Annotated in this window: 16 protein-coding genes and 3 pseudogenes; 12 read left to right on the forward strand and 7 right to left on the reverse strand. The window is 72.6% G+C overall.

Going from position 1 to position 26,103, the window contains the following annotated elements; all coding sequences use genetic code 11:
- Positions 1-4 precede the first annotated feature (4 nt).
- Positions 5-931, reverse strand: a complete 927-nt coding sequence (locus tag ACQEV8_RS34415) for a lytic polysaccharide monooxygenase (RefSeq protein WP_432968187.1) — start codon at positions 929-931, stop codon at positions 5-7.
- Between the two features lie 362 nt (positions 932-1,293).
- Here ACQEV8_RS34415 and ACQEV8_RS34420 point away from each other — a divergent pair.
- From ACQEV8_RS34420 to ACQEV8_RS34445, 6 genes and pseudogenes are all read left to right on the forward strand, one after another.
- Positions 1,294-3,092: pseudogene (locus ACQEV8_RS34420) on the forward strand (S8 family peptidase).
- Positions 3,093-3,349: 257 nt separating this feature from the next.
- Positions 3,350-3,997 carry a ScbR family autoregulator-binding transcription factor gene (locus ACQEV8_RS34425; protein WP_391105708.1) on the forward strand — a complete coding sequence of 216 codons (648 nt, stop codon included), beginning with the start codon at positions 3,350-3,352 and terminating at the stop codon, positions 3,995-3,997.
- A gap of 65 nt (positions 3,998-4,062) precedes the next feature.
- Positions 4,063-5,271 (forward strand): damage-control phosphatase ARMT1 family protein, encoded by a 1,209-nt coding sequence (locus ACQEV8_RS34430; protein ID WP_432968192.1) that lies wholly within the window; start codon positions 4,063-4,065, stop codon positions 5,269-5,271.
- Positions 5,272-5,376: 105 nt separating this feature from the next.
- On the forward strand, positions 5,377-7,542 hold the full coding sequence (gene cyc2, locus ACQEV8_RS34435) for a germacradienol/geosmin synthase Cyc2 (RefSeq protein WP_432968195.1): 2,166 nt from the start codon (positions 5,377-5,379) through the stop codon (positions 7,540-7,542).
- A gap of 107 nt (positions 7,543-7,649) precedes the next feature.
- Positions 7,650-8,144, forward strand: a pseudogene (locus ACQEV8_RS34440) (multicopper oxidase domain-containing protein); the annotation flags it as partial.
- Positions 8,145-8,352: 208 nt separating this feature from the next.
- Entirely contained in the window at positions 8,353-8,913 is a 561-nt protein-coding gene (locus ACQEV8_RS34445; RefSeq protein ID WP_432968198.1) for a PDZ domain-containing protein, read from the forward strand.
- On the opposite strand, the gene ACQEV8_RS34450 is transcribed toward ACQEV8_RS34445, so the two are convergent.
- Positions 8,906-9,661 carry a phosphodiesterase gene (locus ACQEV8_RS34450; RefSeq protein ID WP_432968201.1) on the reverse strand — a complete coding sequence of 252 codons (756 nt, stop codon included), beginning with the start codon at positions 9,659-9,661 and terminating at the stop codon, positions 8,906-8,908. The two genes, ACQEV8_RS34445 and ACQEV8_RS34450, sit on opposite strands and share 8 nt — an antisense overlap.
- A 185-nt stretch (positions 9,662-9,846) precedes the next feature.
- Here ACQEV8_RS34450 and ACQEV8_RS34455 point away from each other — a divergent pair, with 185 nt between their 5' ends.
- The gene (locus ACQEV8_RS34455) at positions 9,847-10,974 is read left to right on the forward strand and encodes an aminopeptidase P family protein (RefSeq protein ID WP_432968204.1); all 1,128 of its coding nucleotides are present in this window, start codon (positions 9,847-9,849) and stop codon (positions 10,972-10,974) included.
- 46 nt (positions 10,975-11,020) lie between these two features.
- Positions 11,021-11,977, forward strand: a complete 957-nt coding sequence (locus tag ACQEV8_RS34460; protein WP_432973199.1) for an aminoglycoside phosphotransferase family protein — start codon at positions 11,021-11,023, stop codon at positions 11,975-11,977.
- Between the two features lie 21 nt (positions 11,978-11,998).
- On the opposite strand, the gene treZ is transcribed toward ACQEV8_RS34460, so the two are convergent.
- Positions 11,999-13,744, reverse strand: coding sequence for a malto-oligosyltrehalose trehalohydrolase (treZ, locus tag ACQEV8_RS34465; protein ID WP_432968207.1), 1,746 nt, complete (start codon positions 13,742-13,744; stop codon positions 11,999-12,001).
- A 173-nt stretch (positions 13,745-13,917) separates the two neighbouring features.
- Between treZ and ACQEV8_RS34470 the strand changes: the two genes are divergently transcribed.
- Positions 13,918-14,484, forward strand: a complete 567-nt coding sequence (locus ACQEV8_RS34470) for an FHA domain-containing protein (protein ID WP_432968210.1) — start codon at positions 13,918-13,920, stop codon at positions 14,482-14,484.
- A 176-nt stretch (positions 14,485-14,660) separates the two neighbouring features.
- On the forward strand, positions 14,661-16,019 hold the full coding sequence (locus tag ACQEV8_RS34475) for a M14 family zinc carboxypeptidase (protein ID WP_432973202.1): 1,359 nt from the start codon (positions 14,661-14,663) through the stop codon (positions 16,017-16,019).
- A gap of 13 nt (positions 16,020-16,032) precedes the next feature.
- Here the strand turns inward: ACQEV8_RS34475 and ACQEV8_RS34480 are convergent, their stop codons facing one another.
- Both ACQEV8_RS34480 and lpdA read right to left on the reverse strand, forming a co-directional pair.
- Complete coding sequence (locus ACQEV8_RS34480) at positions 16,033-17,283, reverse strand: M14 family zinc carboxypeptidase (RefSeq protein WP_432968213.1); 1,251 nt, start codon at positions 17,281-17,283, stop codon at positions 16,033-16,035.
- Between the two features lie 174 nt (positions 17,284-17,457).
- Positions 17,458-18,893: pseudogene (lpdA, locus tag ACQEV8_RS34485) on the reverse strand (dihydrolipoyl dehydrogenase).
- Between the two features lie 83 nt (positions 18,894-18,976).
- Between lpdA and ACQEV8_RS34490 the strand changes: the two are divergent.
- Entirely contained in the window at positions 18,977-19,927 is a 951-nt protein-coding gene (locus ACQEV8_RS34490) for a LysR family transcriptional regulator (RefSeq protein WP_432968216.1), read from the forward strand.
- Positions 19,928-20,438: 511 nt separating this feature from the next.
- Here ACQEV8_RS34490 and treY read toward each other — a convergent pair.
- Together treY and glgX are read right to left on the reverse strand one after the other, a co-directional pair.
- Entirely contained in the window at positions 20,439-22,808 is a 2,370-nt protein-coding gene (gene treY, locus ACQEV8_RS34495; protein WP_432968219.1) for a malto-oligosyltrehalose synthase, read from the reverse strand.
- 126 nt (positions 22,809-22,934) lie between these two features.
- A complete protein-coding gene (glgX, locus tag ACQEV8_RS34500) occupies positions 22,935-25,064 on the reverse strand; it encodes a glycogen debranching protein GlgX (protein ID WP_432968222.1) in 2,130 nt (709 codons plus the stop codon).
- A gap of 181 nt (positions 25,065-25,245) precedes the next feature.
- Here glgX and ACQEV8_RS34505 point away from each other — a divergent pair, with 181 nt between their 5' ends.
- On the forward strand, positions 25,246-26,058 hold the full coding sequence (locus ACQEV8_RS34505; protein WP_432968225.1) for a Tat pathway signal sequence domain protein: 813 nt from the start codon (positions 25,246-25,248) through the stop codon (positions 26,056-26,058).
- The last annotated feature ends 45 nt before the right edge of the window (positions 26,059-26,103 follow it).

Raw genomic sequence — 26,103 nt, forward strand, 5'->3', positions numbered from 1 at the left:
TGGTTCAGCGTCGCCGTAGTCGTACCACCAGGGCGGCGCCGCCGGTGAGCAACAGCACCGCCGCGGCGCCGCCCGCCAGCATGGGCGTGGAGGGGCCCGAGCCGGGGCCGGAGGTGGCGGCGACCGGCGTGTGTTCGCCCTGCTGCTGCGGCTGCGGGGCGGCGGGGTTCCCTCCCGGCTCCTGCTCCTTCTCCTCCTCCGCCTTCCCGCTCTCCTTCTGTTCCTCCTGCTGCTCCTGCTGCTCCTTCTCCTCCGGAGACGCTGACTCCTTCTGTGGAGCCGCCGCCTCCTTCTCCGGGAACACCACGTCCGAGCACGAGTAATAGGTGTCCGGCGTGCTGCTGTTCTGCCACACCGTGTACAGCACGTGCCGCCCGGTCCGGTCCGACGGCAGGGTCGCCTCCAAGCGGTAGGCGCCGTCCGTCAGGGCCGGGTCCGCCACCTCCGCGAACGGTTTCTCGGGCAGGTCGGACCAGGACAGCGGCCCGGCCGGGTCATATCCGGGCTCCGTCAGGTACATCCGGAACGTGCCGGTGTGCGGGATCGTCGAGACGTACCGCATGGTCAGGGTCGCTCCGGGAGTCACCCGGGTCGACGGCCAGTCGGCGCGGGCGAGGTCCAGGCCCCGGTAGGCGGGCAGCCCCCCGCTGCACAGCTTCCCGTCGGGGACCACCTGCCGGTCACGGCCGTTCACGTTGGCGAGCCGCAGGTTGTCCCACGCCGTGAAGGGCGCACCGTTCGCCGCGACGGCCGCGCGGCACGCCGCCGAGCCGGCGCGCTCGCCGCCCTCGGGGGAGCAGGCCACCACCCGGCTCACCGGATCCGTCGGCGCGCCGTGCGCCCCCGCCGGACCGGCGGCCCACAGCGGAAACAGCAGCGGGGTCACGAGGACGGCCGCGAGCGCGGTGCGGTGTGTGGTCGTACGAGGCATCCCTCTGCGTCTCCTCGGCCGGGGCGGCAGCGTCGGTAGTGCAGTACGGGAAACCGCCCCGGCGCGTTCACCGCGCACGGTGCGTTCGAAAAGGGGTCATTAGCGCCCAACTGCCTGCCATAGAGGGTGGGTTCCCGGCCGGATCGAGGGTTTCCCCTGTATCCCGATGACCTTCCCTTTGCCTATCGTTCGACCACACCGAGCACAGCTGACCTACAGGTAACCCCGAACGGGTCCGCTCGTCTTCTCGCGCCTGGCCGGCCATCGCGTCGCTTTTCGAACCACCCCCCTCCGCTTCGACGACGAAGCGACTCCACCGCCGCTCCGCCCAGCCCGGAGTCAGGCCACGAAAGGCAACGACCGTGCGTACCTCCCCAGAGCTCAGACGGAAGCTGATATCCGTCGCCGTCGTCTCCGCCGCCCTGCTGACCGCCGCCCCGGCCTCGGTCGCCGTCGCCGAGGAGTCCGCCCCGCGCCCCGCCGCCGTCCCCACCGCTCAGACCGAGGCCGCCCCCGGCGCCCCGGCCGAGCGCCTCATCGTCGGCTACAAGTCGGGCGCCGCCGAGGCCAAGTCGAACAAGGCCGCCGCCGCCGACGCCGAGACCAAGGCCGAGAAGACGGGCGAGGACGTCGACTTCCAGCGCCGCCTCGGCACCGGTGCGGCCCTCGTCGAGCTGGGCACCGACACCACCCGGACGTCCGTCGCCGACGTCGTCGCCCAGTACGAGGCCGACCCGCAGGTCGCCTATGTCGTTCCGGACCGTCTGAACAAGCCCACGGCCGTCACCCCGAACGACAGCGACTACAGCAAGCAGTGGGACCTGTTCGAGTCCGCCGCCGGCATGAACGTCCCGGCCGCCTGGGACACCACCACCGGCAGCGGCGTCACCGTCGCCGTCATCGACACCGGCTACGTCGCCCACTCCGACCTGGCCGCGAACATCGTCGGCGGCTACGACTTCATCTCCGACACCGCGGTCTCCGTCGACGGCAACGGCCGTGACAGCAACCCGGCCGACCCGGGCGACTGGTACAACGCCAACGAGTGCGGCCAGGGCATCCCGGCCTCCAGCTCCTCCTGGCACGGCACCCACGTGGCCGGCACCATCGCCGCCGCGACCAACAACGGCAAGGGCATCGCCGGCATCGCCCACGGCGCGAAGATCTCCCCGGTCCGCGTCCTCGGCAAGTGCGGAGGCTACGACTCCGACATCATCGACGCCATCACCTGGGCCTCCGGCGGTACGGTCTCCGGCGTCCCCGCCAACACCAACGTCGCCAAGGTCATCAACATGAGCCTCGGCGGGGCGGCGCCTGCTCCACCGCCACCCAGAGCGCCATCACCGGCGCCGTGAACCGCGGCACCTCGGTCGTCGTCGCGGCCGGCAACGAGAACCAGAACGTCTCCAACTCCTCTCCGGCGAACTGCAACAACGTCATCTCCGTCGCCGCGACCAACCGCGCGGGCAGCCGTGCCTCGTACTCCAACTTCGGCTCTCTCGTGGACATCTCCGCCCCCGGCGGCGAGACCCGCACCTCCTCCGCCAACGGCATCCTGTCCACGCTGAACTCCGGCACCAAGGCGCCGTCGAGCGAGAACTACGCCTACTACCAGGGCACCAGCATGGCCACCCCGCACGTCGCGGGCCTCGCCGCGCTGCTGAAGTCGGCGAACTCCGCCCTCACCCCGGCCCAGATCGAGTCGGCCATCAAGGCCAACGCCCGCGCCCTGCCCGGCACCTGCTCGGGCGGCTGCGGCGCCGGCCTCGCGGACGCCGCCAAGACGGTCCAGGCCGTCAAGGGCGGTACGCCCACCGGCACGACCTTCTCCAGCGCCACCGCGGTCGCCGTCCCGGACAACGGCGCGGCGATCGAGTCGCCGATCAGCGTCACCGGCCGCAGCGGCAACGCTCCCTCGGCCCTCCAGGTCGGCGTCGACATCACCCACACCTACCGCGGCGACCTCGTCATCGACCTCGTCGCGCCGGACGGTTCGACGTACCGTCTGAAGTCCGCCGCGTCGGACTCCGCCGACAACGTGAACACCACCTACACGGTGAACGCGTCGAGCGAGACCGCCAACGGCACCTGGAAGCTGCGCGTCCAGGACACCTCGGCGCAGGACACGGGCACGCTCAACAGCTGGAAGCTGACCTTCTGATTCGCGCTCACCAGTGGGCGGGCCGGCCGGTGCGGATGGGGCACCGGCCGGCCCGCCTTTACGTCTGCCCGCACAACCCCCACAGTCAGATACCGAACGCGCTGTTTTCTTTCACCAGGTGCGATTGTTTTGCCGGATGTGCACCCGCACTCCGGCACACTGGTGTGATGAGCGTCCTCTGAGGGTGAGTTATCGTGTACGGCGGGTAAAAACAAACGGCATGACCCGTACATTTCTGTCCCGGGAGAGTCCAGCCGATGGCGAGGCAGTTGCGAGCCGAGCAGACCCGCTCGACGATCATCACGGCCGCCGCTGACCTGTTCGACCGTCGCGGCTACGAATCGACCAGTCTCAGCGACATCGTGGAGCACGCTCAGGTCACCAAGGGTGCCCTGTACTTCCACTTCGCGGCGAAGGAGGATCTCGCCCACGCGATCCTCGAACTCCAGTCGCACACCGCCCGCAGGCTGGCGACGGAGACCGACAACCGCGGCCACACCTCACTGGAGGCGCTGATGCGCCTCACGTTCGGCATCACCCGCATGTCCGTCGAGGACCCGGTCCTGCGGGCCGGCCTGCGGCTCGCCACCGGCGGCATCGAACCGCGGCCGCCGCTGAGCCACCCCTTCACGGAATGGCTGGACATCGTCACCAACCGGCTCGTCGGCGCGGTCAAGGACTCCGACGTCCACCCGGACGTCGATGTCGATGTCGTGGCCCACTCCCTGGTCTGTTTCTTCGTCGGCACCCGGGTCGTGGGCCGCTCCCGCGAGCCCGTCGCGCGCCAGCCCCGCAGGACGGCCGAGATGTGGAACATACTCATCCGCGGCCTGGTCCCGGTGACTCGCCGCGCCCGCTATCTGAGTCTGGCGGCCCGCCTGGAGCGGGAGATAGCCCCGGTCTGACCGGGTGGGCTCGGCTGCGACGGGGGCCGGCCGGTACGAGAGACCCGCGCGCTACGGTGAGCCGCATGCCCGACACCCCCACCCCGCCCGTGCTCCTCGGCAACCAGCCGGGCTCGTTCCCCCACAGCGTGCTGGCCGAGCGGCACCCCGCGATCATCCGGCAGGTCCGCGAGGCCTTCCCCTACGAACCGGGGCAGCACCGCGCGCTCGACGAGCTGCTGGCCAACTGCACCAAGGGCGAGATCGAACCGCTCCCCGCCGACGCGCACGACCGGGACCTCTGGGAGGCCTGGGGACTCGGCGAGTACACCGGCCGCTCCTGGTTCGACGTGCCGTGGCTGTGGTCCGAGAGCTGGTTCTACCGCCGGCTGCTCCAGGCCGTCGGCTGGTTCGGCCCGGGACCCTGGCAGGGCATCGACCCCTTCCGCCCCTTCAAACTGGCCGAACTCGACTCCGCCGAGACCGACGAGGAACTGGCCGCCCTCGACGACCTCGCGAACCGGCCCGCCGCCGAACAGGCACAGGCCCTGCTGCACGGCTCCCTGTGGGGCAACCGGGCCGACCTCGGCTTCCGCCTCTCCGCCGAGGGCGCACGGGACGCCGACGCCGCCCCCGGTCTGGTGGCCGACGACAGCGACAGGCTCTGGTCCCTGCTCGGCGGCACCGGCACCGGCACCGGCACCCTGTGCCTGGTCGCCGACAACGCGGGCCGCGAACTCGTGCCCGACCTGCTGCTCATCGCCCACCTCTTGGCCCACGGTCGCATCGGACGGGCCGTCCTGCACGTCAAGCCGTACCCCTACTACGTCTCCGACGCCACCACCGCCGACGTCGTCGACGCGCTGCGCCGTCTGACCGGTGCCGGGGGAGCTGCCGCCGATTACGGACGGCACCTGTGGTCGGCCCTGGCCGACGGCCGCCTCGTCCTGCGCGCCCATCCCTTCTCCAGCGCCCCGCTGCCGTACGCGGAGATGCCCGCCGACCTGCGCGCCGAATTCGCCTCGGCCACCCTCACCATCGTCAAGGGCGACCTCAACTACCGCCGTCTGGTGGGCGACCGGCTCTGGTCCCCGACGACTCCCTTCACGGACGTCACGGCGTACTTCCCCGGCCCGGTCGCCGCCCTGCGCACCCTGAAGTCCGACGTGATCACCGGCCTCGACAGCCGTACGGAGGCCGAACTGGTCGCGGCGGAGGAACAGCGCTGGCGCACCGGCGGCACACACGCGCTGATCCAGGTGAGGGAGGCCCTAGGTCAGGACGCCTCAAAATAGATCAAGAGGTCTTCGAACCGCCTGGGTTCACATTCGATTCACGCGATGGTGTGATCATGTCCCGCCCCGCGGATGCCGCTGCGGGGCGCCGGGTAGGGCCCGGCCATGACGCAGCCGTTCGAACTCCCGCACTTCTACATGCCGCACCCCGCGCGGCTGAACCCTCACCTCGAAGAGGCCCGCGCCCACTCGACGGAGTGGGCGCGCGAGATGGGCATGCTGGAGGGATCCGGCGTCTGGGAGCAGACCGACCTCGACGCGCACGACTACGGCCTGCTCTGCGCCTACACCCACCCCGACTGCGACGGCCCGGCCCTCTCCCTCATCACCGACTGGTACGTGTGGGTCTTCTTCTTCGACGACCACTTCCTCGAGATGTACAAGCGCAGCCAGGACCGCCTCGCCGGCAAGGCCCATCTGGACCGGCTGCCGCTGTTCATGCCGCTGGACCTCTCGACTCCCGTACCGGAACCGGAGAATCCCGTCGAGGCGGGCCTCGCCGACCTGTGGGCGCGCACCGTGCCGAAGATGTCGCAGGACTGGCGCCGCCGCTTCGCCGTGGCCACCGAGCACCTGCTGAACGAGTCCATGTGGGAGCTGTCCAACATCAACGAGGGGCGGATCTCCAACCCCGTCGAGTACATCGAGATGCGCCGCAAGGTGGGCGGCGCTCCCTGGTCGGCTGGGCTCGTGGAGTACGCGACCGCTGAAGTGCCCGCCGCCGTCGCCGGGTCGAGGCCGCTGCGGGTGCTGATGGAGACGTTCTCCGACGCCGTGCACCTGCGCAACGACCTGTTCTCGTACCAGCGGGAGGTCGAGGACGAGGGCGAGCTCAGCAACGGCGTGCTCGTCCTGGAGACCTTCTTCGGCTGCACCACCCAGGAGGCCGCCGACACCGTCAACGACGTCCTCACCTCCCGCCTCCACCAGTTCGAGCACACGGCGTTCACCGAAGTGCCCGCCGTGGCCCTGGACAAGGGCCTCACCCCCAACGACGTGGCGGCCGTCGCGGCGTACACGAAGGGGCTGCAGGACTGGCAGTCCGGCGGCCATGAGTGGCATCTGCGCTCCAGCCGCTACATGAACGAGAACGCGGTGCGCGGCGGCAGCCCGTGGCCGGGATGCTCCGGCATCGGCACCTCCGCCGCAGACGTCCGGACCCTGCTCGCCTCGGCCGGCGTCGAGCGGCTGCGCTCCTACACGCACGTGCCGTACCAGAAGGTCGGGCCGTCCCGGATCCCCGACATCCGTATGCCGTTCCCGCTGGAACTCAGCCCGCACCTCGACGACGCCCGAGGGAACCTGCGCCACTGGGTGGACCGCATGGGCATCCTCGCCGAGGGCGTCTGGGACGAGGACAAACTCAGGGCCTACGACCTCGCGCTCTGTTCGGCGGGCCTCGACCCCGACGCCACACCCGAGGCCCTCGACCTCAGCGCGCAGTGGCTCGCCTGGGGCACCTACGGCGACGACTACTACCCCCTGGTCTACGGCCACCGGCGTGACCTGGCCGCCGCCCGGCTGACCACGGCCCGCCTGTCCGACTGCATGCCGGTCGGCGGCGAGACGCCGCCGGTCCCGGTCAACGCCATGGAGCGCGGCTTGGTCGACCTGTGGCTGCGCACCACCGCGGACATGACGCCCGAGGCGCGGCGCACCCTGAAGGACGCGGTGAACGTCATGACCGAGAGCTGGGTGTGGGAGCTGTCCAACCAGCTGCAGAACCGAGTCCCCGACCCGGTCGACTATCTGGAGATGCGCCGCGCGACCTTCGGCTCCGACCTCACCCTCAGCATGTGCCGGATGGGGCACGGCCCGGCCGTCCCGCCCGAGGTCTACCGCAGCGGGCCGGTCCGCTCCCTGGAGAACGCCGCGATCGACTTCGCGTGCCTGATCAACGACGTGTTCTCGTACCAGAAAGAGATCGAGTACGAGGGCGAGATCCACAACGCGATCCTCGTCGTGCAGTCCTTCTTCGGCTGCGACTACCCGGCCGCGCTCGGCATCGTGCACGACCTGATGAGCCAGCGCATGCGGCAGTTCGAGCACGTGGTCGAGCACGAACTGCCCGTCCTGTACGACGACTTCCAGCTCTCGGACGAGGCGCGGGCCGTCATGGGGCAGTACGTGACGGATCTGCGGAACTGGCTGGCGGGCATCTTGCACTGGCACCGCGAGGTGGACCGCTACAAGGCCCCCTGGCTGGCCCGGCGCGCCCACGGCTTCCTCCCGGACCGGGCCCCCGCCGTGCCCGTGCACGCTCTCGGCTGAGCCGGCGTTTTCAGGCCGGATCGATTCGGAACGGGGCATCACGGAACCCCCGGCGGCGTGCCGGGGGTCTTCCTGTGTGAGGTGAACAGACAACGCACCACACGGGGGTTTCTGTCACCGGCCCGGACGGCGGGACCAGGACCTACCGGCGCACGGCACGGACGTTCGACGACGCCCTCGGCTACACCATCGCCGAGGGCAGCCACGAGCAGTGGAGCTTCCTCAACCTCGCGCCCATCGTGCACCCCATGCACATCCACCTGGCCGACTTCCAGCTCCTCGGCCGCGATGCCTACGACGTCTCGGGCTTCGACCCGGAGGTGGGCGGCACGCGGACGCCCATCCGGTACGACGCGGGCACACGCATCCCGCTCGCGCCCAACGAGCGCGGCTGGAAGGACGTCTTCCGGGTGCCCGGCAACCAGCTGCTGCGCGTCATGGGGAAGTTCGACGGCGCGCACGGCCGGTTCATGTACCACTGCCCTCTGCTGGAGCACGAGGACATGTGCATGATGCGGCCCTTCGTCGTGATGCCCGCTCCGGTGCTGAAGTTCGACCACGGCCCGTCCCACGGCGGCCACGGGGAGGGCTACACGGGCTGACGGATCCCGGCTCGCACCGCGCCCGGCACGTCGGGTGCGGTGCGAGCCGTGCCTTGATTCCGGCCTCCTCGACGGGGCGTATGGCCCTCATCGGCGCCGGTCAGTCTCACTCGTTCGTGGCTCGTCGCGTGCCGGGGTGCCGGGTAGAGCACCAGCCGTGATCGTCCCGCGTCCGCCGGAGGCGATCGGCACCATCCGGAGGCGAGCCATGGAACAGACCGCGCTGCGACCCAAGCCGATGCCCGGTCAGGAACCCGGCGCGACGGGGCCGGCCACCGAGGCCGGTCCGGCCCGGCCGCGCCCGCGCGCCGCCCGGCGGTGCGGCCGGCGGCTCGTCAAGGTGCTGTTCGCCGCTTTCCTGGGCGCGCTCCTCGTTCTCTCCGGGATCGGCCTCGGGGCCGTGGGTGCCACGGTGGCGGGCACGGGCGGAGTCCTCGACCCGCGAGGGTGGCGCAAGGCGTCGAACTCCGGCCCCTCGCCGTCCGCCGCCGTGTCCGTGCCCGCCGACGTGACCCTCGGTGTGCAGGTCATGGACGCCGGGAAGCCGGGAGCCCTGGTCGTCGGGATCCATGTTCCCGGCCCGGGGCACGCGGCGGGTCTGGAGCGCGGCGACCTGCTCCTCGTCTTCGGGGCGACCCGCGTCGACACCGCCGCCGACCTGGCCCGGGCTGTCGCCCGCGCCCGGCCCGGCTTCGAGGTCAGGCTGACGGTGCGGCACCGCAGCGGTGGCTACGAGCAGCTGACGGTCGTACCGGCCGTCGTCACGTGACCACCCGGAAGTGGCTGGTGAGCCGCCCCGTGCCGTCCAGGACGTGGAAGGCGAGTCCGGGCGGCGCGTGACGGTCCGCGACCTGATCGCCCTCCCAGGGCAGCCGCAGCGTCCATGTCACACCGGGGCCGGCGATCACCGGCCGCCCCGCGAACGAGGTGGCGGCGGGGGTGTGGGCGTGGCCGGTGATCAGGCCGGCGATCTCGGGCCGGCGTGCCAGCAGGCCGGCCAGCCGCTCGGCGTGACGCAGCCGGCAGGAGTCGGGCAGGGGGTGGTGCAGCGTCACCGGCGGGTGGTGGAAGGCGAGCAGGGCCGGAAGGCCACCGTCGAGTTCGTCGAGGGTCTCCTCGATCCAGTCGTACGTCTCCTCGTCCAGCTCCCCGTCGTCGCTCCCCGGGACGCTGGAGTCGCACATCAGCACGGCGCCGTCGTCGAAGACCTGCACGCTGTTGACCGGCCCCTCGGCCCCGGGCAGGCCCAGGAGTGCCTTGCGATAGGGCGCGCGGCTGTCGTGGTTGCCCGGGCAGGTCAGCACGGGGAACGGGGCGTCGCCGCCGCGCAGCCCCAGCAGACGGGCCGCCTCCTCGTACTCGGGCTCCGTGCCGTGGTCCGCGATGTCCCCCGTCACCAGCAGCGCGTCGACCTGACCCGGCAGTTCCCACACCCGGTCGCGGACGCGCTCGGCGCGCTCCGTCGCCCGCGCGCTCCCGTCCAGATGCAGATCGCTGATGTGTGCGAGTACGAGCACGGTCGTACGTCCCCTCGTTCGAGCGGCTAATGGATGCAGTGAATATAAGCATTAGTGCTAACGCTCGGGCAATCATCTGCCGTTAGAGGAGATGCTCAGGTGAAGTCCGCAGACGGCTCGCGCCGCCCCCTCCGGCCGGGCAGGATGTCTGCCCGTAGCCCCTTCGACCGTCCTGGGAGGCCCGGATGACCGGAAGCACGGCCGCGTCCTTCACCGCCGACGACTACAGGGCCCGCATGGAGCGCGCCGCACGCGATGCCGCCGCGGCCGGTCTCGCGGGCCTGCTGGTGGCCCCCGGACCGGACCTGGTCTGGCTCACCGGATACACGCCCCCGGCGGTGACCGAACGGCTCACCCTGCTGGTCCTCGCCACCGGACAGGACCCCGTCCTCGTCGTCCCCGCCCTGGAGGCCCCGGACGCGCACAAGGCGGCCGGCGCGCCCACCCTGACCCTGCGCGACTGGACCGACGGCAAGGACCCCTACGCCGCCACCGCCGCACTGCTCGACGCCTCGGGCCGGTTCGGCATCAGTGACAACGCCTGGGCCCTGCACCTGCTGGCGCTGCGGCAGGTCATGCCCGCCAGCTCCTACGCCTCGCTCACCGAGGCCCTGCCGATGCTGCGCGCCGTCAAGGACGCGGCCGAACTGGAGCTCATGGCGGCAGCGGGAGCCGCCGCCGACGCGACGTTCGAGGAGATCCGGAACGTTCCGTTCGCCGGCCGCCGGGAATCCGAGGTGGCCGCGGACCTCGACCGGTACCTGCGCCGGCACGGACACGAACAGGTCGACTTCACCATCGTCGCCTCCGGCCCGAACGGCGCCGATCCGCACCACGAGGCGGGAGACCGCGTCATCGAACGCGGCGACATGATCGTCCTCGACTTCGGCGGCCTGCGGGACGGCTACGGCTCCGACACCTCCCGCACCGTCCATGTCGGCGAACCCACCGACGAGGAACGCCGGGTGCACGACATCGTGCGCGCGGCCCAGGAGGCCGGCTTCCGCGCCGTACGACCGGGCGCCGCCTGTCAGGACGTCGACCGGGCCGCCCGCGCTGTCATCGCCGACGCGGGCTACGGCGAGTACTTCATCCACCGCACCGGACACGGCATCGGCGTCACCACCCACGAACCGCCGTACATGATCGAGGGCGAGGAACGGCCCCTCGTGCCCGGCATGTGCTTCTCCGTCGAACCCGGCATCTATCTGCCGGGCCGGTTCGGTGTGCGCATCGAGGACATCGTGACCGTCACCGAGGACGGCGGGCGGCGCCTGAACACCACCTCCCGCGAGCTGGTCATAGTGGAGTGACGCCACCATGTCCCCACCACGCCTCCCGAACGGCAACGGCGCGACCATGACCCAGGCACCGACACCCACCGCGGACACCGTCCGCAAGCTGGTCCTGTCCCTCCTCAAGGACGGCAAGGAGACCAAGCGGGGCAAGGAAGGCACCGGCCCCGACGTCCGGCCCGCCACCCAGGGCGCGGAACCCGCCACCTGGTGGGTCGGCACCCGCCATGTGCTGCGACTCGCCCCCGACCGCGAGGCCACCGTGCGCCAGCGCCGCGAACTGCGCCTGCGCGATCTCGTCCGCCCGCACATCCCGGTGGCGGTGCCGGCCAGCGTGGCGCACGGCGAGTGGGCGGCCGGGCTGACCTACACGCTGGACACGAAGGTGCCGGGCGGCTCGGGGCAGGAGCACGACGTGTCCGCCGTCGGCGAGGCCGACCTCGCGGCGCTGCTCACCGGGCTGCGCGAGGTGCCGGTCCGGCAGGCCGAGACCCTCGGTGTGCCGCGCGCCGCGCCACGCTCCCTGGAGGCGCTGCGCCGGGCCGCCGTACGCGCCGCCGAACACCGCGCCGACGCCGACGAGTTCGACTCTGTACGACTGCACCAGCTCACGCAGGCCGCCGCGGCCCAGCTCGCCGCCCAGCCCGGCTCGGCGGTCCTCACCCACCACGCCCTCACCGGCGGCCACCTCGTGGTCAGCGCCGACGGCCGGGTGCGCGGAGTCCTCGGCTGGGCCGGCGCGGTCGTCGGCGACCCGGCCGAGGACATCGCGGGCCTCGCGCTCGCCGTCGGCTCACCCGCCGCCGTACGCGCCGCCACCCTCGCCGGCTACGGTGCCCGGCCCTGTCTGCGTGGCCTGTGGCTCGCCCGCTGCGACACCGTCGTCCACCTCGCCGAGGCCCTCAAGGGCGGCGACGCGGGCCGGCTCGCCGTGTCGCGGACGCGACTGCGCCACGCCTGGGAGCCGATCCTGCTGGAACGCGTGACGGACCTGCGCGAGACGGACGACGACGCCCTGTAGCCGGGCGCCGTGGCGGATGCGTCACCCCTGCAACAGCACCACGCCCGACTCCCCGGGCAGCCGCACCACCCCGTCGGCGTCGGGCGTCTCGACCGGCTCCCACGCGGCCAGCACACGCGCGTGCGGCACGCCGAGCGACAGCGCCGCCGGTTCCGGCGCCAGGTTCACCGCCACCAGGACGTCCCCGCGCCGGAAGGCGATCCAGCGGCGCTGCTCGTCGCAGGCCACCTTGGTGTCGGCGAGGTCGGGGTCGGTCAGATCGGGCTGCTCGTGGCGCAGGGCGAGGAGCCGCCGGTACCACGCCAGCACGCGCGCGTGGGGCTCGCGTTCCGGTTCCGACCAGTCGAGGCAGGAGCGGTCCCGGGTCGCCGGGTCCTGCGGGTCGGGCACGTCCTCCTCCTTCCAGCCGTGCGCCGCGAACTCCCGCCGCCTGCCCCGCCGTACGGCGTCCGCGAGCTCCGGGTCGGTGTGGTCGGTGAAGAACTGCCAGGGCGTGCCGGCCGCCCACTCCTCGCCCATGAAGAGCATCGGCGTGAACGGCGCCGTCAGCGTCAGCGTCGCCGCACAGGCCAGCAGCCCGGGGGAGAGCAGGGCCGAAAGCCGGTCCCCTTGGGCGCGGTTGCCCACCTGGTCGTGGGTCTGGCTGTAGCCGAGGAGCCGGTGCCCGGCCACGCGCGTGCGGTCCAGCGGGCGCCCGTGGTGCCGCTCGCGGAAGCTCGAGTACGTCCCGTCGTGGAACCAGCCGCCGCTGAGGGTCTTGGCGAGCCCGCCGAGCCCGGCGCGCGCGAAGTCGGCGTAGTAGCCCTGCGACTCGCCGGTCAGCGTGGTGTGCAGGGCGTGGTGGAAGTCGTCGTTCCACTGCGCGTGCAGCCCTAGGCCGCCCGCGGCGCGGGACGTGATGAGCCGCGGGTCGTTCAGATCCGACTCGGCGACCAGGAACAGCGGCCGGTCCACCTCGGCGGCCAAAGCGTCGACGGCCGACGACAGTTCCTCCAGGAAGTGCCGCGCGCGGGTGTCCACCAGAGCGTGCACCGCGTCCAGGCGCAGCCCGTCGATCCGGTAGTCGCGCAGCCACGCCAGCGCGCTGCCGACGAGGAACGCGCGCACCTCGTCCGAGCCGGGCGCGTCCAGATTCACCGCGGCGCCCCACGGCGTGTGATGCGTGTCCGTGAGGTACGGCCCGAAGACGGGCAGGTAGTTGCCGGACGGACCGAAGTGGTTGTGCACCACGTCGAGGACCACGCCCAGGCCGAGTTCATGGGCCCGGTCGACGAAGCGTTTCAGCGCCTCGGGCCCGCCGTACGGCTCGTGCACCGCCCACAGCGACACGCCCTCGTACCCCCAGCCGTGCGTGCCCGGGAAGGGGCACAGCGGCATCAGCTGCACATGTGTGACGCCCAGTTCGGCGAGATGGCCGAGCCGGCCGGCCGCGGCGTCCAGGGTGCCCTCGCGCGTGTACGTCCCCACGTGCAGCTCGTACAGCACCGCGCCGGGCAGCGGCCGCCCCGGCCACCGCGCGCGCCACGCGTACCGCTCGTGGTCCACGACCGCGCTCAGCCCGTCCGGGCCGTCCGGCTGCCGCCGCGAGCGCGGATCGGGCAGCACGGGCCCGTCGTCCAGCGCGAAGCCGTACCGGGACCCGTCGCGCGCCTCGGCCTCGCCCCGCCACCACCCCGGCCGTTCCGGATCGCGCTCCAACGAGCTCGTGACGTCGTCGCACCGGAGCGTCACCCGGCCGGCCTGTGGTGCCCACACCTCGAACTGCACGGACGGTTCCCCTTCGTCTGCTCACCGTGATGTAGCCCGTCCATGGTGCGTCAAAAGAGATCAATCCGCTGGCGCATCCTCCCTTTTGCGGCCGGTGTCGCCGGGTACGCGCGCGTGGCGGCCGTTTTCCCGTTTTCTGGACAGCCCGGCCGCGCTGCCCGACAATCACCAGCGTGACGTCGTCCTTCGAGTTCAACACGTACCCCGCGCGGCTCTCCGACGTGGAGCGCGACAGGGCGCTGAAGGTGCTCCGTGACGGCGTCGCCATGGGCCGCCTGTCCCACGACACGTTCGTCCGCCGCATGGAGCTGGCGCTGGCCGCCCGCCGCCCGGACGAGCTCGCCGTGCTCACCGCCGACCTGCCCACGGAGAGCCGGTTGTCCCGGATGGTGTTCGGCACCGTCGAGGCGGTCTCCGGGTTCACCGTGCGGCTGCGCCGGGCCTGGCAGGCCGAGCGGCTGCCCAAACTGCTGCTGCCCCACCCGGCGCACGGCCATCCGCTGCGTATAGGCCGCGACCCCGCCAGCGGGCTGCGCCTCAACCACGAGACCGTCTCCCGTGTGCACGCCGAACTCCGCCACCAGGGCGGCATGTGGGTCCTGCGCGACCTCGGCTCCACCAACGGCACGACCGTGAACGGCCGGCGGGTCGTCGGCGCGGCCCTCGTCCGCGAGGGCGACCAGGTCGGCTTCGGGCAGATGACGTTCCGGCTGACCGGAGTCCGGCCGGCGTCCGGCTGACCTGAAACCGAGGCACGCCCCGGCGCCGGCCTGGGAGTTGTCGGCCGTCGGTCTGCCAGGGGTGGCTCAAATCCCGTTGCCGTCCATGGTGTTGACGTACCCCTGAAGTCGTGACTCACTGTGCGTACGCCAGCTACACCTGGTGAACCGACGGCACCGCATGGGGGAGGTGTGCCCTGCCGCCCCTCCCGCGCTACCCGACCGTCGACGAACTGGGCGCACGGGCCGCCGCCCTCGTCGCCCGCCACCCCCGTGACGCCCGCCTGCGCCGGGTCGGCACGTCCCGGGCGGGCACCCCCCTGTGGCTGCTCTCCGTCGGCCACGGCAGCCGCCAGGCCCTCGTCGTCGCCGGCCCGCACGCCAACGAACCCGTGGGCGGTGCCACCGTGCTGCGCCTGGCCGAGCGCGCCCTGGCCGACGCGCGGCTCACCGAGGGGGCCGACGCCACCTGGAACCTGCTGCTCTGCCTCGACCCGGACGGGCTGCGCCGCAACGAGGGCTGGCTCACCGGCCCGTACACCCTCGGCCGGTACTTCCGGAACTTCTTCCGGCCCGGCTTCCTCGAACAGCCCGAATGGCTGCCCGACGGCGCGGCGGGCGCCGCCCTGCCCGAGACCCGGGCCCTGCTCGACGTCCAGGACGAGCTGCGTCCCTTCCTCCAGTGCTCCCTGCACGGCGTGGACATCGGCGGCGGCTTCGTCGAGCTGACCCGCGACCTGCCCGGCCTCGCCCCGCGCCTCGCACACATCGCCGCCCGGCTCGGCATCCCCCGCGAACTCGGCGCGTACGACGCCCTGTACTGGCCCGGCCTCGGACCCGCCGTCTACCGGATCCCGCCGCCCCGCCGGGCCGGCCTGGCCGCGGCCATCACGGAGGCGGCCGTCGAGTCGACGTGGTTCCACCCGCAGCGGCACGGCACCGTCACCGCGATCGTCGAGGCGCCCATGTGGGGTGTGACAGCCGTGTCCGACGGCTCCCCGCCCGCCGACGGGGACGCGGTGCTTCGGTCCGTCAGCCGCGCCCTGCGCCACGACACGGGGCTCCTGCGGCACCTGCTGGCCCGGATCCGCCCGCACCTCGCCGCCGTGCCCGGCGCGGAGCGCCTGCTCGCCCCGGTCGACGACTATCTCCTGGTCTGCCCCGGCCTCGCCGACGCCTGGGACCCCGAGACCGGCGGTGGCGCGGCCCACCCCCTCCCGCCCCTGACCACCGCCCACCTGGCCGCCCTGCGCATCTCCGGGCGGCGGCTGGTGCTGCGCACCGCCGGGCTGCTGCACCAGCTCGTGCGGGCGGCGGGCCGCGACCCGGCCGGGGCCCTGCCGGAGCTGGACCGGCTGATCGACGAGTGGTGCGCCGACTACCGCGACGGCCGTGGGGCGCGCTGGATCCCGGTGGCACGTCAGGCGGAGTACCAGGCACGCCTGGTGGTCTCGGTCGTCGAACTGGCAGGGCGGCACACACGCGCGTGCCCGGGTTCGGGCTCGGGTGAGCCGGAGCGGGAGGCCGGTGCGGCCGTGCCGGTGCAGCACGACTGAAGCCCGCAGGGGCCTACGACGCCCCCTCGCGCGCGTGCAGCGCCGCCGCGACCACCGTGCGGGACTGGTGCTCGACCTGGTGCTCCAAAGGCACCCAGCGGGCACGGAAACGTTCCGCGAAAGCGTCGCTCCAGGTCGCCACGAGCTCCTCGAGCTGGTTGGCCGCCCCGTCGTCGGTCCCGCGCAGCACCCGCAGCAGCATGGCCGCCGCCCGCAGGGGCACCCGCCGCACGAAAGCGTCCACGCTTCCGACGTACGCCATGGTGCGGTCGGCGGGCGGGGTCTGGACCAGGTCCGAGGCCAGCCCCGGCACCAGCTCGAGTCCCCACCTGGCGGCCCGCAGCAACGGCCCGTCCAGGTCCGCCAGCCGGGGCAGCGCGCCGTCGAGCACGCGCGTCACCTCCAGCGCGTCGCGCTGCAGCCGGCGTGCCAGCCGGCCGATCGCCGCCGCCGGAGCCGGATGCGGAGCCGGGTCGTCCACCAGGTCGCTCGCCCACATCGGCACCTCCACCACCGCGGTCAGACCGCCGTACCGATGGGCGTGGAACCAGGTGCTGTGCCGTGCGTCGTCCGGCAGGCTCGGGTACGCCGGGCCGATCCCCGGCGCGGGCATCACGTGCACCCCCGGTCCGGAGGCGGGCCAGCCCGCGGCGTCCGAGGCGCCGGTCTCCACCGGGATGTGCAGCTCCGCCGCGGACTTGGCGAACGGCTCGGCCAGTCCGGGCACGTCCTTCGTCAGCTGCACCCAGCTGCCGCCCAGATCCGTGCCGTGCAGGGTCACCTGGAGGTAGGGCCGCAGCTCGTCGATGACGCCGGTCAGGGCCCTGGTCTCGGGCGGCAGCCGGTCGGGCGGCAGCACGGACGGCGCCCACTCCGGCTGTTCCGGACCCGCGGGACGGAAGAAGCCGAGGTGGTAGTCGAACAGGCTGCGCGGCGCCGGCGTCACATGCAGGCTCGCCCCGTCGGGGTCCGCGCACAGCAGGAAGTGCCAGGACATGCCGTCCCGCAACTCCCGCTCTGCCAGCACCCGCCGGGCGAGCGCGAGCAGGGTGCAGGAGCCGGTCGGCTCGTTGGCGTGGGCGCCGGCGACCACCAGTACGGCTCGGCGGGCGCGGCCCACGGACAGCAGGTGCAGAGGTCTGCCGGCCCGCGAGGCACCCACCTGCCGCAGGGTGCACGCTCCGGGGCGGTGAGCGGTCAACGCCCGGGCAGCAGAGACCAGTTCGGTCACCGTCGGGTAGCGCAGCTCCGGCAGGACACTCACCCCCGTCACATCCGCCCGAGTTCGCCATCGCAGTACCCCACGGCCATGGTGCGGTGTCAAGAGCACGGCCGGGGAGCCTCCAGGGGGCGCCCGGAAGCACGGACGGCGGGTGTGCGGCGGGCGCCGTGAACGGTGTGTGGCCCTTGCTGAGGGCGTGGCGTCACCGGCGCGGTGTCATTGCTGGTGGAGCCCGCGTCCGGCCAGGGTCAGGAACACCTCGCCGACGGCCTCCGACAGGCTGGGGTGCGGGTGGAGGTGCCGGGCCACGTCGGACGGTTCGGCCTCCCAGCCCACGATCAGCTGGCTCTCGGCGATCATTTCCGACACGTGCGGTCCCACCAGGTGCACGCCCAGCACGCGCCCGCCGCCCGCCTCGGTGACGACTTTCACGATGCCGCCCTGCCCGTGCACCATGCCCTTCGCGACGGCGGTCAGCGGCATGCTGTTCGCCACCACGTCGTGTCCACGCGCGTGTGCCTCGGCCTCGCTCAGTCCCACGGCCGCGGTCTGCGGCGACGAGTACGTGACCCGGGGCACGGCCGCGTAGTCCACGGGAGGGGACGGCACACCGGCCAGCGTCTCGGCCACCAGCAACCCTTCCGTGAAGGACGCGTGGGCCAGCCCGGGCGACGGCGGCGGCAGCAGGTCGCCCACGACGTGGACGCCGGGCACGGCCGTCTCCAGCCGGTCCCAGTCGGCCGGCACGACGAAGCCCCGCTCGTCCGGGGTGAGGCCCGCTGCGGCCACGTCCAGGCCGTCGGTGACCGGAACCCGCCCGACCGCGACCAGCAGCCGCTCCGCCTCGACCGTCACGGTCTCGCCCCGGGCGGTGCGCACGCGTGCGCGTACGCCGTCGTCGAGGACCTCGGCGTCCAGGAGCCGGGCGCCGGCCCGGACGTCGATGCCGCGCTTCTTCAGACCGCGGGTCAGATGACGGCTGACGTCGGCGTCCTCCAGCGGGACGATCCGGCCGGCGGCCTCGACCAGGGTGACCTCCGCGCCCAGGGAACGGTGGAACGAGGCGTACTCCACGCCGATCGCGCCGCCCCCGAGCACCAGCACGGACGCCGGGAGCCCGGGCGCGAAGAGGGCGTCGTCGCTGGTCACCACGCGCCGGCCGTCCGGCTCGAGCCCTGGGAGCGCGCGCGGGCGTGAGCCGGTCGCGAGCACGATGCCGCGGCGGGCGGCCAAGTCCTGCGCGCCCTGTCCGGCGGCAGCGCCTTCCACTCGCACGGAACGCGGCCCCGTCAGCCGGGCGCTGCCCCTCACCACCCGTACGCCCGCATGCGCGAGATGGGCTTCCACGCCCCGGTGGTTGCGGGCCACGATGTCGTCGCGCGTGGCCACCAGCGCCGGCCAGTCGACGGCGTCCAGGGTCGCCTTCACCCCCAGCGCTCGCGTGCCTCGGCGATACCGTCGACGAGTTCGGCCGCGTGCAGCATCGCCTTGCTCGGGACGCAGCCGCGGTGCAGACACGTCCCGCCGACCTTGTCCCGCTCGACGAGCACGACGTCGAGACCGAGAGCGGCGGCACGCAGGGCGGTGCTGTAACCGCCGGTGCCGCCGCCGATGACGATGACATCCGATGAGCTGACGTCCGATGAGTTCATGTCCTCAGCCTCCGCCCGCCCCTTGCCATGCGTCCAAGGCAATGTTCTTGTGGAACCGATGCAGGGCGTTTATGGGAGGGGTCTTGAGCCTGCGGCAGATGGAGTACTTCCTGACCGTCGTCGAAGAGGCGTCCTTCACCCGCGCGGCCGAGCTGCTGCACGTGTCGCAGCCCGCGCTCTCCCACCAGATCAAGGCCCTGGAACACTCGGTCGGCGGCGCGCTCCTGGAGCGCCTGCCGCGCGGCGCCCGCCTGACGCCGATGGGGCGGGCCTTCCTGCCGCACGCCGAGCTCGCCGTGCGCAGCGCCGCCCAGGCCCGCCGCGCGGCCCGCGCCGCCGCCGGCGCCGAGGGCGGCGAACTGCACATCGCCGCCGTCCACTCCGTCGCGGTCGGCGTCCTCCCGGACGTCTTCGCCCGCTGGCGGGCCACCCACCCGCGCGTGCTGCTGCACCTGCACGAGTACGCCTCCTCCGAGGCTCTGGAGGAACAGGTCGAGCGGGGCACGGCCGACCTCGCCGTCGGGCCGGCACCCGCCGACTGGCCCGGCACCGTCGTGGCGGTCGGCGAGGAGGACATCGTCCTGGTCGTGCCCTTCGACGACCGCTTCGCCGGCCGGACGACGGTGACGCTGCCCGAACTCGCCGACCGGCCCTGGGTGCGCTGCGCCATGGAACCCGTCGTCCAGGGCGAGCGTTTCCTCGACTGGGCCTGCGGCCGGGCCGGGTTCACCCCGCGCACCGCCGTGTTCACCGAGCACAGCTCCACGGCGGTACGGATGGCCGCCGCCGGGGTCGGTGTCTGCGCCGTGCCCTCCCACCTCGTACGCGACGCGGTCGGTGAGGACTGCGCAGTCCTGGCCCACGAACCGCCGTGGAAGCGCACGCTGACGGTGTTCTCCCGCGTACCACCGACCGGCGCGGCAGCGGCCTTCATCGACCTGCTGCGCTCGGCATGGCCCCACCCGCGCGTGGCTCCCGCCGCACCGCTGCGAGCGTACGAGGACTGCCCCGAGGCCAGTCCCGTGATCGCCTGAGCAGGGCGCTGGGGGCGGGGCATGCGCGGGCAGACACGAGCTGCACCGTCCGCGTACTCCGCTACTCAGGCACGCGCGTGCGCCGCCGCGCGATCAGCGCGCGTCCGGCGTCGCCCCAGTGTCCGGCCACGCGTGTGTACCGCGCCGCCGCGCTCGGCCGCGATCCGCCCGGCCTCAACGGCCTACCCGCTCCAGCAAGGTCACCGGCAGCCCTGCGAAGAGCTTCCCGTCCGGCGCCCCCGCTTGCCGTACGCGGCCACGCATGGGTACCGCGCTGCGTGCACACGGGCTTGCCGTGCCCGGCGCGCCCCCTTGTCGTGCCCCGGCCGCGATTCGTCCGGTCTCAATCGCCTACCCGCTCCAGCAAGGTCACCGGCAGCCCTGCGAAGAGCTTCCCGTCCGGCGCCCCCGCTTGCCGTACGCGGCCACGCATGGGTACCGCGCTGGTGCACACCGGCTTGCCGTGCCCGGCGCGCCCCCTTGTCGTGCCCCGGCCGCGATTCGTCCGGTCTCAATCGCCCACCCGCTCCAGCAAGGCCACCGGCAGCCCCGCGAAGAGCTCCTCCACGCGTGCGTGCCCCGTGAACTCCCGCCCCGGCTCCAGCACATCCGCCCAGCGCCCCGGCGGCAGTGGCAGCCCGGTGTCCCGCCAGCCGCCCGCCTCGGCAAGCCGCAGCGACAGCCGCGTCACGGCCGTGAGCACCTCGCCCGAGCGCACGAACGCCGCACAGTGCGCCGCCGCGGTGCCCTCAGCCTGGAGCGGCATGTACGTCGCCGTGTCGCCGAAGGCGTCCGAACGCCGCCCCCGCAGCCCCAGCGCCGCCCGCGTCACCGCGGACTTCTCCCGGGACGTCCCGCCCGTCTCCTCGGGCGGGAAGCCCACCGCCCGCCGGTTGTCGGGGTCGACCAGCGCCCGGTACTCGGCCTCCGTGCCCTGGTAGACGTCCGGAACGCCCGGCATCGTCAGCTGGACCAGGGCCGCGCCCAGCACGTTCGCCCGGACGTGCGGCTCCAGGGCCTCCCGGAATGCCGCCATCCGCTCGGCCGGTGCCCCGCACGGCCCGGCCGCCACGAAGCGCGCCACCGCCTCCTCGTACGGCGGCTCCTGCTCGGTCCAACTCGTGTACAGGCCCGCCTCGCGGACATGCTTCAGCAACGCCCCCTGCACCCGCTCCGGTGACCCCGGCTCCGGGCCCAGTCCGAACACCGTCTGCCAGGCCGCCCACGCCAGTTGCGCGTCCGGCACGCCCTCGCCGGTGCGGGTCACCTCGGCGAGGACGTCCGCCCAGCGGTCCGGGCACTCGGTGAGCACGTTCAGCGCCGCCCGGACGTCGCCGCTGCGCTTGGTGTCATGGGTCGAGGCGACCGTCCCGCTCACCGGCCAGTCGCGCTGCACGCGCGCGCAGTACGCGTGGAACTCCTCCGGCGACAGCGCGGGAGCGCCCGGATTGCCACCCACCTCGGTCGCCGACAGCAACGGCACGTACCGGTAGAACGCCGTGTCCTCCACGGACTTCGCCCGCAGCGCCGACGAGGTCTGCGCGAACCGGGTCCGGAACTCCACCTGCGCGGGCCCGTCGCCGTACCGCCCCAGCACCAGGTCCCGTACGACGTCCACCGCACCGGCCTCCTCGGGCACGGCGAAGGCCTGCCGGGCCTCGGCCGCGGCCTCCTCGGTGACCACGGACGCGGCGTCGGCCGACTCGTAGGGCCGGTAGACCTCCAGACGGACCAGCAGTTCCTGCAGCGCGGTGCGCAGCGCCCAGGGCGCGCGGTCGCGCAGGGCCGGCTCTGGCGAGGTCGCGCACAGCCGGGCCGCCACCCGGGTCAGCCGGTCCATCTCCGTCGCCAGCTCGTGCGTGAGGACCTTGTACGCCGCCCGCCGCACCGTCGCCTCCCACTGCCCGCCCCGGTCCGTCTGCGGGGCCGCGAACCGCCGGTACTGCCCGAGGAGGTCCCCGAACCCGGCCGGGTCCGTGAAGAGCCCGTCCACGTGCCGCAGGGCGTCGTAGCCGGTGGTCCCCGCGACGGGCCAGGAGGCCGGCAGCCGCTCGCCGTCGGCCAGGATCTTCTCCACGACCGTCCAGCGGCCCCCCGTCGCCTCGTGCAGCCGCCCGAGGTAGCCGTCGGGGTCGGCGAGCCCGTCGGGATGGTCGACGCGCAGCCCGTCGATCACGCCCTCGTGGAGCAGCTCGAGGATCTTGCCGTGGGTGGCCTCGAACACCTCGGGGTCCTCCACCCGCACTCCGATCAGCTCCGAGATGCTGAAGAACCGCCGGTAGTTGAGCTCGGTCCGGGCCAGCCGCCACCACACCGGGCGGTACCACTGCGCGTCCAGCAGATGTGGCAGTGGCAGGTCCCCGGTGCCCTCGCGCAGCGGGAACACGTGGTCGTAGTAGCGCAGGACGTCACCGTCGACGCGCAACTCCCCGAGCACCTCGCCCAGCGGCCCGCCGAGCACCGGCAGCAGCACCTGGCCGTCCTGCGTCTCCCAGTCGACGTCGAACCAGCGCGCGTACGGCGACTTGGGGCCCTCGCGCAGCACCTCCCACAGGGCGCGGTTGTGGCGCGGGGCCATGGCCATGTGGTTCGGGACGATGTCCACCACCAGGCCGAGCCCGTGCTCACGCGCCGTGCGGGCCAGCGCCCGCAGCCCCTCCTCGCCGCCCAGCTCCTCACGCACGCGCGCGTGGTCGACGACGTCATAGCCGTGCGTCGAGCCCGGCACGGCCTCCAGGACGGGGGACAGGTGCAGATGCGAGACGCCGAGCGAGGCCAGGTACGGCACCACGGCCGCCGCGGCCCCGAAGGGGAAGTCGGGCTGCAGCTGCAGCCGGTACGTGGCCGTGGGCACCACCGGGTCAGGTCGCTCAGGTGTCATGACCCGTACGTACCCGCCCCGCCGCCGTTCGTGTCATCGCCCGCGCCAGGTGCGCCGCGCGTCGCCCGGACGAGTGGCGCATTCCGGACGACGCGGCGGCGTTGCGACGCGGGGCCGCGGGGGCGGCTACACGGGCCGCTGGAGCACCGTGAGGCTCCGGTCCGTCAGGGTCAGCCGGTCTCCGGCCTGCACCTTGTCGCCGCTGTCCGGCGCCACCCCGTCGGCGCGGGCCGTGTCGATCACCACCTGCCACTGCCGCCCGTGATCGACCGGCACCACGAACTCCAGCGCCTTCGGCGAGGCGTTGAACATCAGCAGGAACGAGTCGTCGGAGATGCGCTCCCCGCGTGCGCCCGGCTCCGAGATCGCGTTGCCGTTGAGGAACACGGTCAGAGCCGACGCCCGCGCCGAGTCCCAGTCCCGCTGGGTCATCTCCCGGCCCTCCGGAGTGAACCAGGCGATGTCGGACAGGTCGTCGTGCGTGCCCTCCACCGGCCGGCCGTGGAAGAAGCGGCGCCTGCGGAGGACCGGGTGGTCCCGGCGCAGCCACACCATCGCGCGCGTGAAGGCCAGCAGCTCCCGCTTGAGTCCCCCTTCCTCCTCGTCGCCCTCCGGCCACTCGACCCAGGCCAGCTCGTTGTCCTGGCAGTACGCGTTGTTGTTGCCGCGCTGGGTGCGGGCGAACTCGTCGCCGTGGCTGATCATGGGCACGCCCTGGGACAGCATCAGCGTCGCGATGAAGTTCCGCATCTGCCGGGCCCGCAGCCGCCGCACGTCCGGATCGTCCGTCTCGCCCTCGGCCCCGCAGTTCCAGGACCGGTTGTGGCTCTCGCCGTCCCGGTTGTCCTCGCCGTTGGCGTGGTTGTGCTTGTCGTTGTAGGCCACCAGGTCGTGCATCGTGAAGCCGTCGTGGCAGGTCACGAAGTTGATGGAGGCCAGGGGGCGGCGCCCGTCGTCCTGGTACAGGTCGGACGAGCCGGTCAGCCGTGAGGCGAACTCCGCGAGGGTGCGCTGCTCGCCCCGCCACAGGTCGCGCACGGTGTCCCGGTACTTGCCGTTCCACTCGGTCCACAGCGGCGGGAAGTTCCCCACCTGGTAGCCGCCCTCGCCCACGTCCCACGGCTCGGCGATCAGCTTCACCTGCGAGACCACCGGGTCCTGCTGCACCAGGTCGAAGAACGACGACAGCCGGTCCACCTCGTGGAACTGCCGGGCCAGCGTCGCGGCGAGATCGAAGCGGAACCCGTCGACATGCATCTCCGTGACCCAGTACCGCAGCGAGTCCATGATCAGCTGGAGCACGTGCGGGGAACGCATGAGCAGGGAGTTCCCTGTCCCTGTCGTGTCCATGTAGTAGCGGGGGTCGTCGGTGAGCCGGTAGTAGCGCGCGTTGTCCAGGCCTTTGAAGGACAGCGTCGGGCCCAGGTGGTTGCCCTCGGCGGTGTGGTTGTAGACCACGTCGAGGATCACCTCGATCCCGGCCTCGTGCAGCGCCTTCACCGCCGACTTGAACTCCAGGACCTGCTGGCCCCGGTCGCCCCAGGACGCGTAGGCGTTGTGCGGGGCGAAGAAGCCGATCGTGTTGTAGCCCCAGTAGTTGTTCAGGCCCATGTCGACCAGGCGGTGATCGTTCACGAACTGGTGTACGGGCATCAGCTCCAGGGCGGTGACCCCGAGCTCGGTGAGGTGCTCGATGACCGCCGGGTGGGCGAGGGCCGCGTAGGTGCCGCGCAGCTCCTCCGGCAGCCCCGGGTGTCGCATGGTGAGGCCCTTGACATGGGCCTCGTAGATCACCGTGTGGTGGTACTCGGTGCGCGGGAGCCGGTCGTCGCCCCAGTCGAAGTACGGGTTGACCACGACCGACGTCATCGTGTGCGGCGCCGAGTCCAGGTCGTTGCGCCGGTCGGGCTCGTCGAAGTGATAGCCGTACACCTCCTCGCCCCAGCCGATCGAACCGCTGATCGCACGTGCGTACGGGTCGAGCAGCAGCTTCGACGAGTTGCAGCGCAGCCCGTGCTCCGGCGCGTACGGGCCGTGCACCCGGAACCCGTACCGCTGCCCCGGCATGATGCCTGGCACGTACGCGTGCCGTACGAAGGCGTCGCTCTCCCGGAGCTCGATCGCCGTCTCCGAGCCGTCGTCGTGCAGCAGACACAGCTCTACTCGGTCCGCGGCCTCCGAGAAGACCGCGAAGTTGGTGCCGGCGCCGTCGTACGTGGCACCGAGTGGATACGCCTCTCCAGGCCAGACCTGCATGGACACGACTCTTTCAGGTGTGCGGCGCCGGTGGGGACGCCTTGACCCCGAGTCTCCCCGAAAGTGAGGGAACCTCCTATGACTTATGTCCCTCTTACCGGGAGACCAGTGCATACGCGCTATGCCAAACCAATGGGGCAAGAATGTACTCCCGGGGCTGATGGGGGAGTAAGGGGATGATGTGCGCAAGACAGTGCACCGTCACTTGGGCAAGCTGGTGGCCGGTACGGCCGTCGCCGTGACCGGGACCGCCGTGATGGTGGGGATCACGCTGCCGGGCACAGCAGGGGCGGACGACACGGGAACCAGGGCGGGGCAGGCGGGGCAGTCGGCACAGCGGGAGGCCGGAGCGGACCGGGCCGTGGTGCCCGGGGTGGTGGAGGAGGTGCCCGCCGAAGGGGAGAAGGGCACGGGCCGCGACCCGCTGACCGACGACGAGACGGAGCGGGTCGCGAAGATCGCCCTGAACCGGCAGCTGCTCCAGAGCAGCGAAAGCGTCGACGGGGAGCGCGGCCCGCAGCGTCTCGGCGTCGACCTCGCCGAGCCCGAGGCCGACGAGGTCGGCGACCCGGACGCGCCGCGGCGCGCCGACGTGACGTTCTACGACTACCGGGACGACGCCCTCGTCACCAGGACCGTCGACCTGTCCACCGGCAAGGTGGTGCGGACCGGCACGCAGCACGGCGTCCAGCCGCCCCTGAGCGGAGACGAGAAGGCCGAGGCGGCCAGGCTGCTGATCGCCGGCCCGCTGGGCGCGGGCCTGAAGGCCGACTACCGGGACGCCACCGGCAAGGAGCTCACCTCCCCGGACCAGCTGCAGCTCAGCGGCGCCGTCTACCGGGCCGCTCCGGACGCCCAGCCCGCCGCGCTCGACCAGTGCGGAGAGCACCGCTGCGTCCGGCTGTTCCCGAAGATCAAGAACGGTCCGTGGGTCGACGCCAGGTCGATCGTCATCGACCTGAGCGCCCGCAAGGCCGCCCGGCTCGACCGCTGACCCGCTCTTCTCGCTCCTCCTCTCACTGTCAGGGAGTCATCTCGT

The organism is Streptomyces sp. CA-179760 (genome assembly GCF_050937045.1).
Taxonomy (GTDB): Bacteria; Actinomycetota; Actinomycetes; order Streptomycetales; family Streptomycetaceae; genus Streptomyces.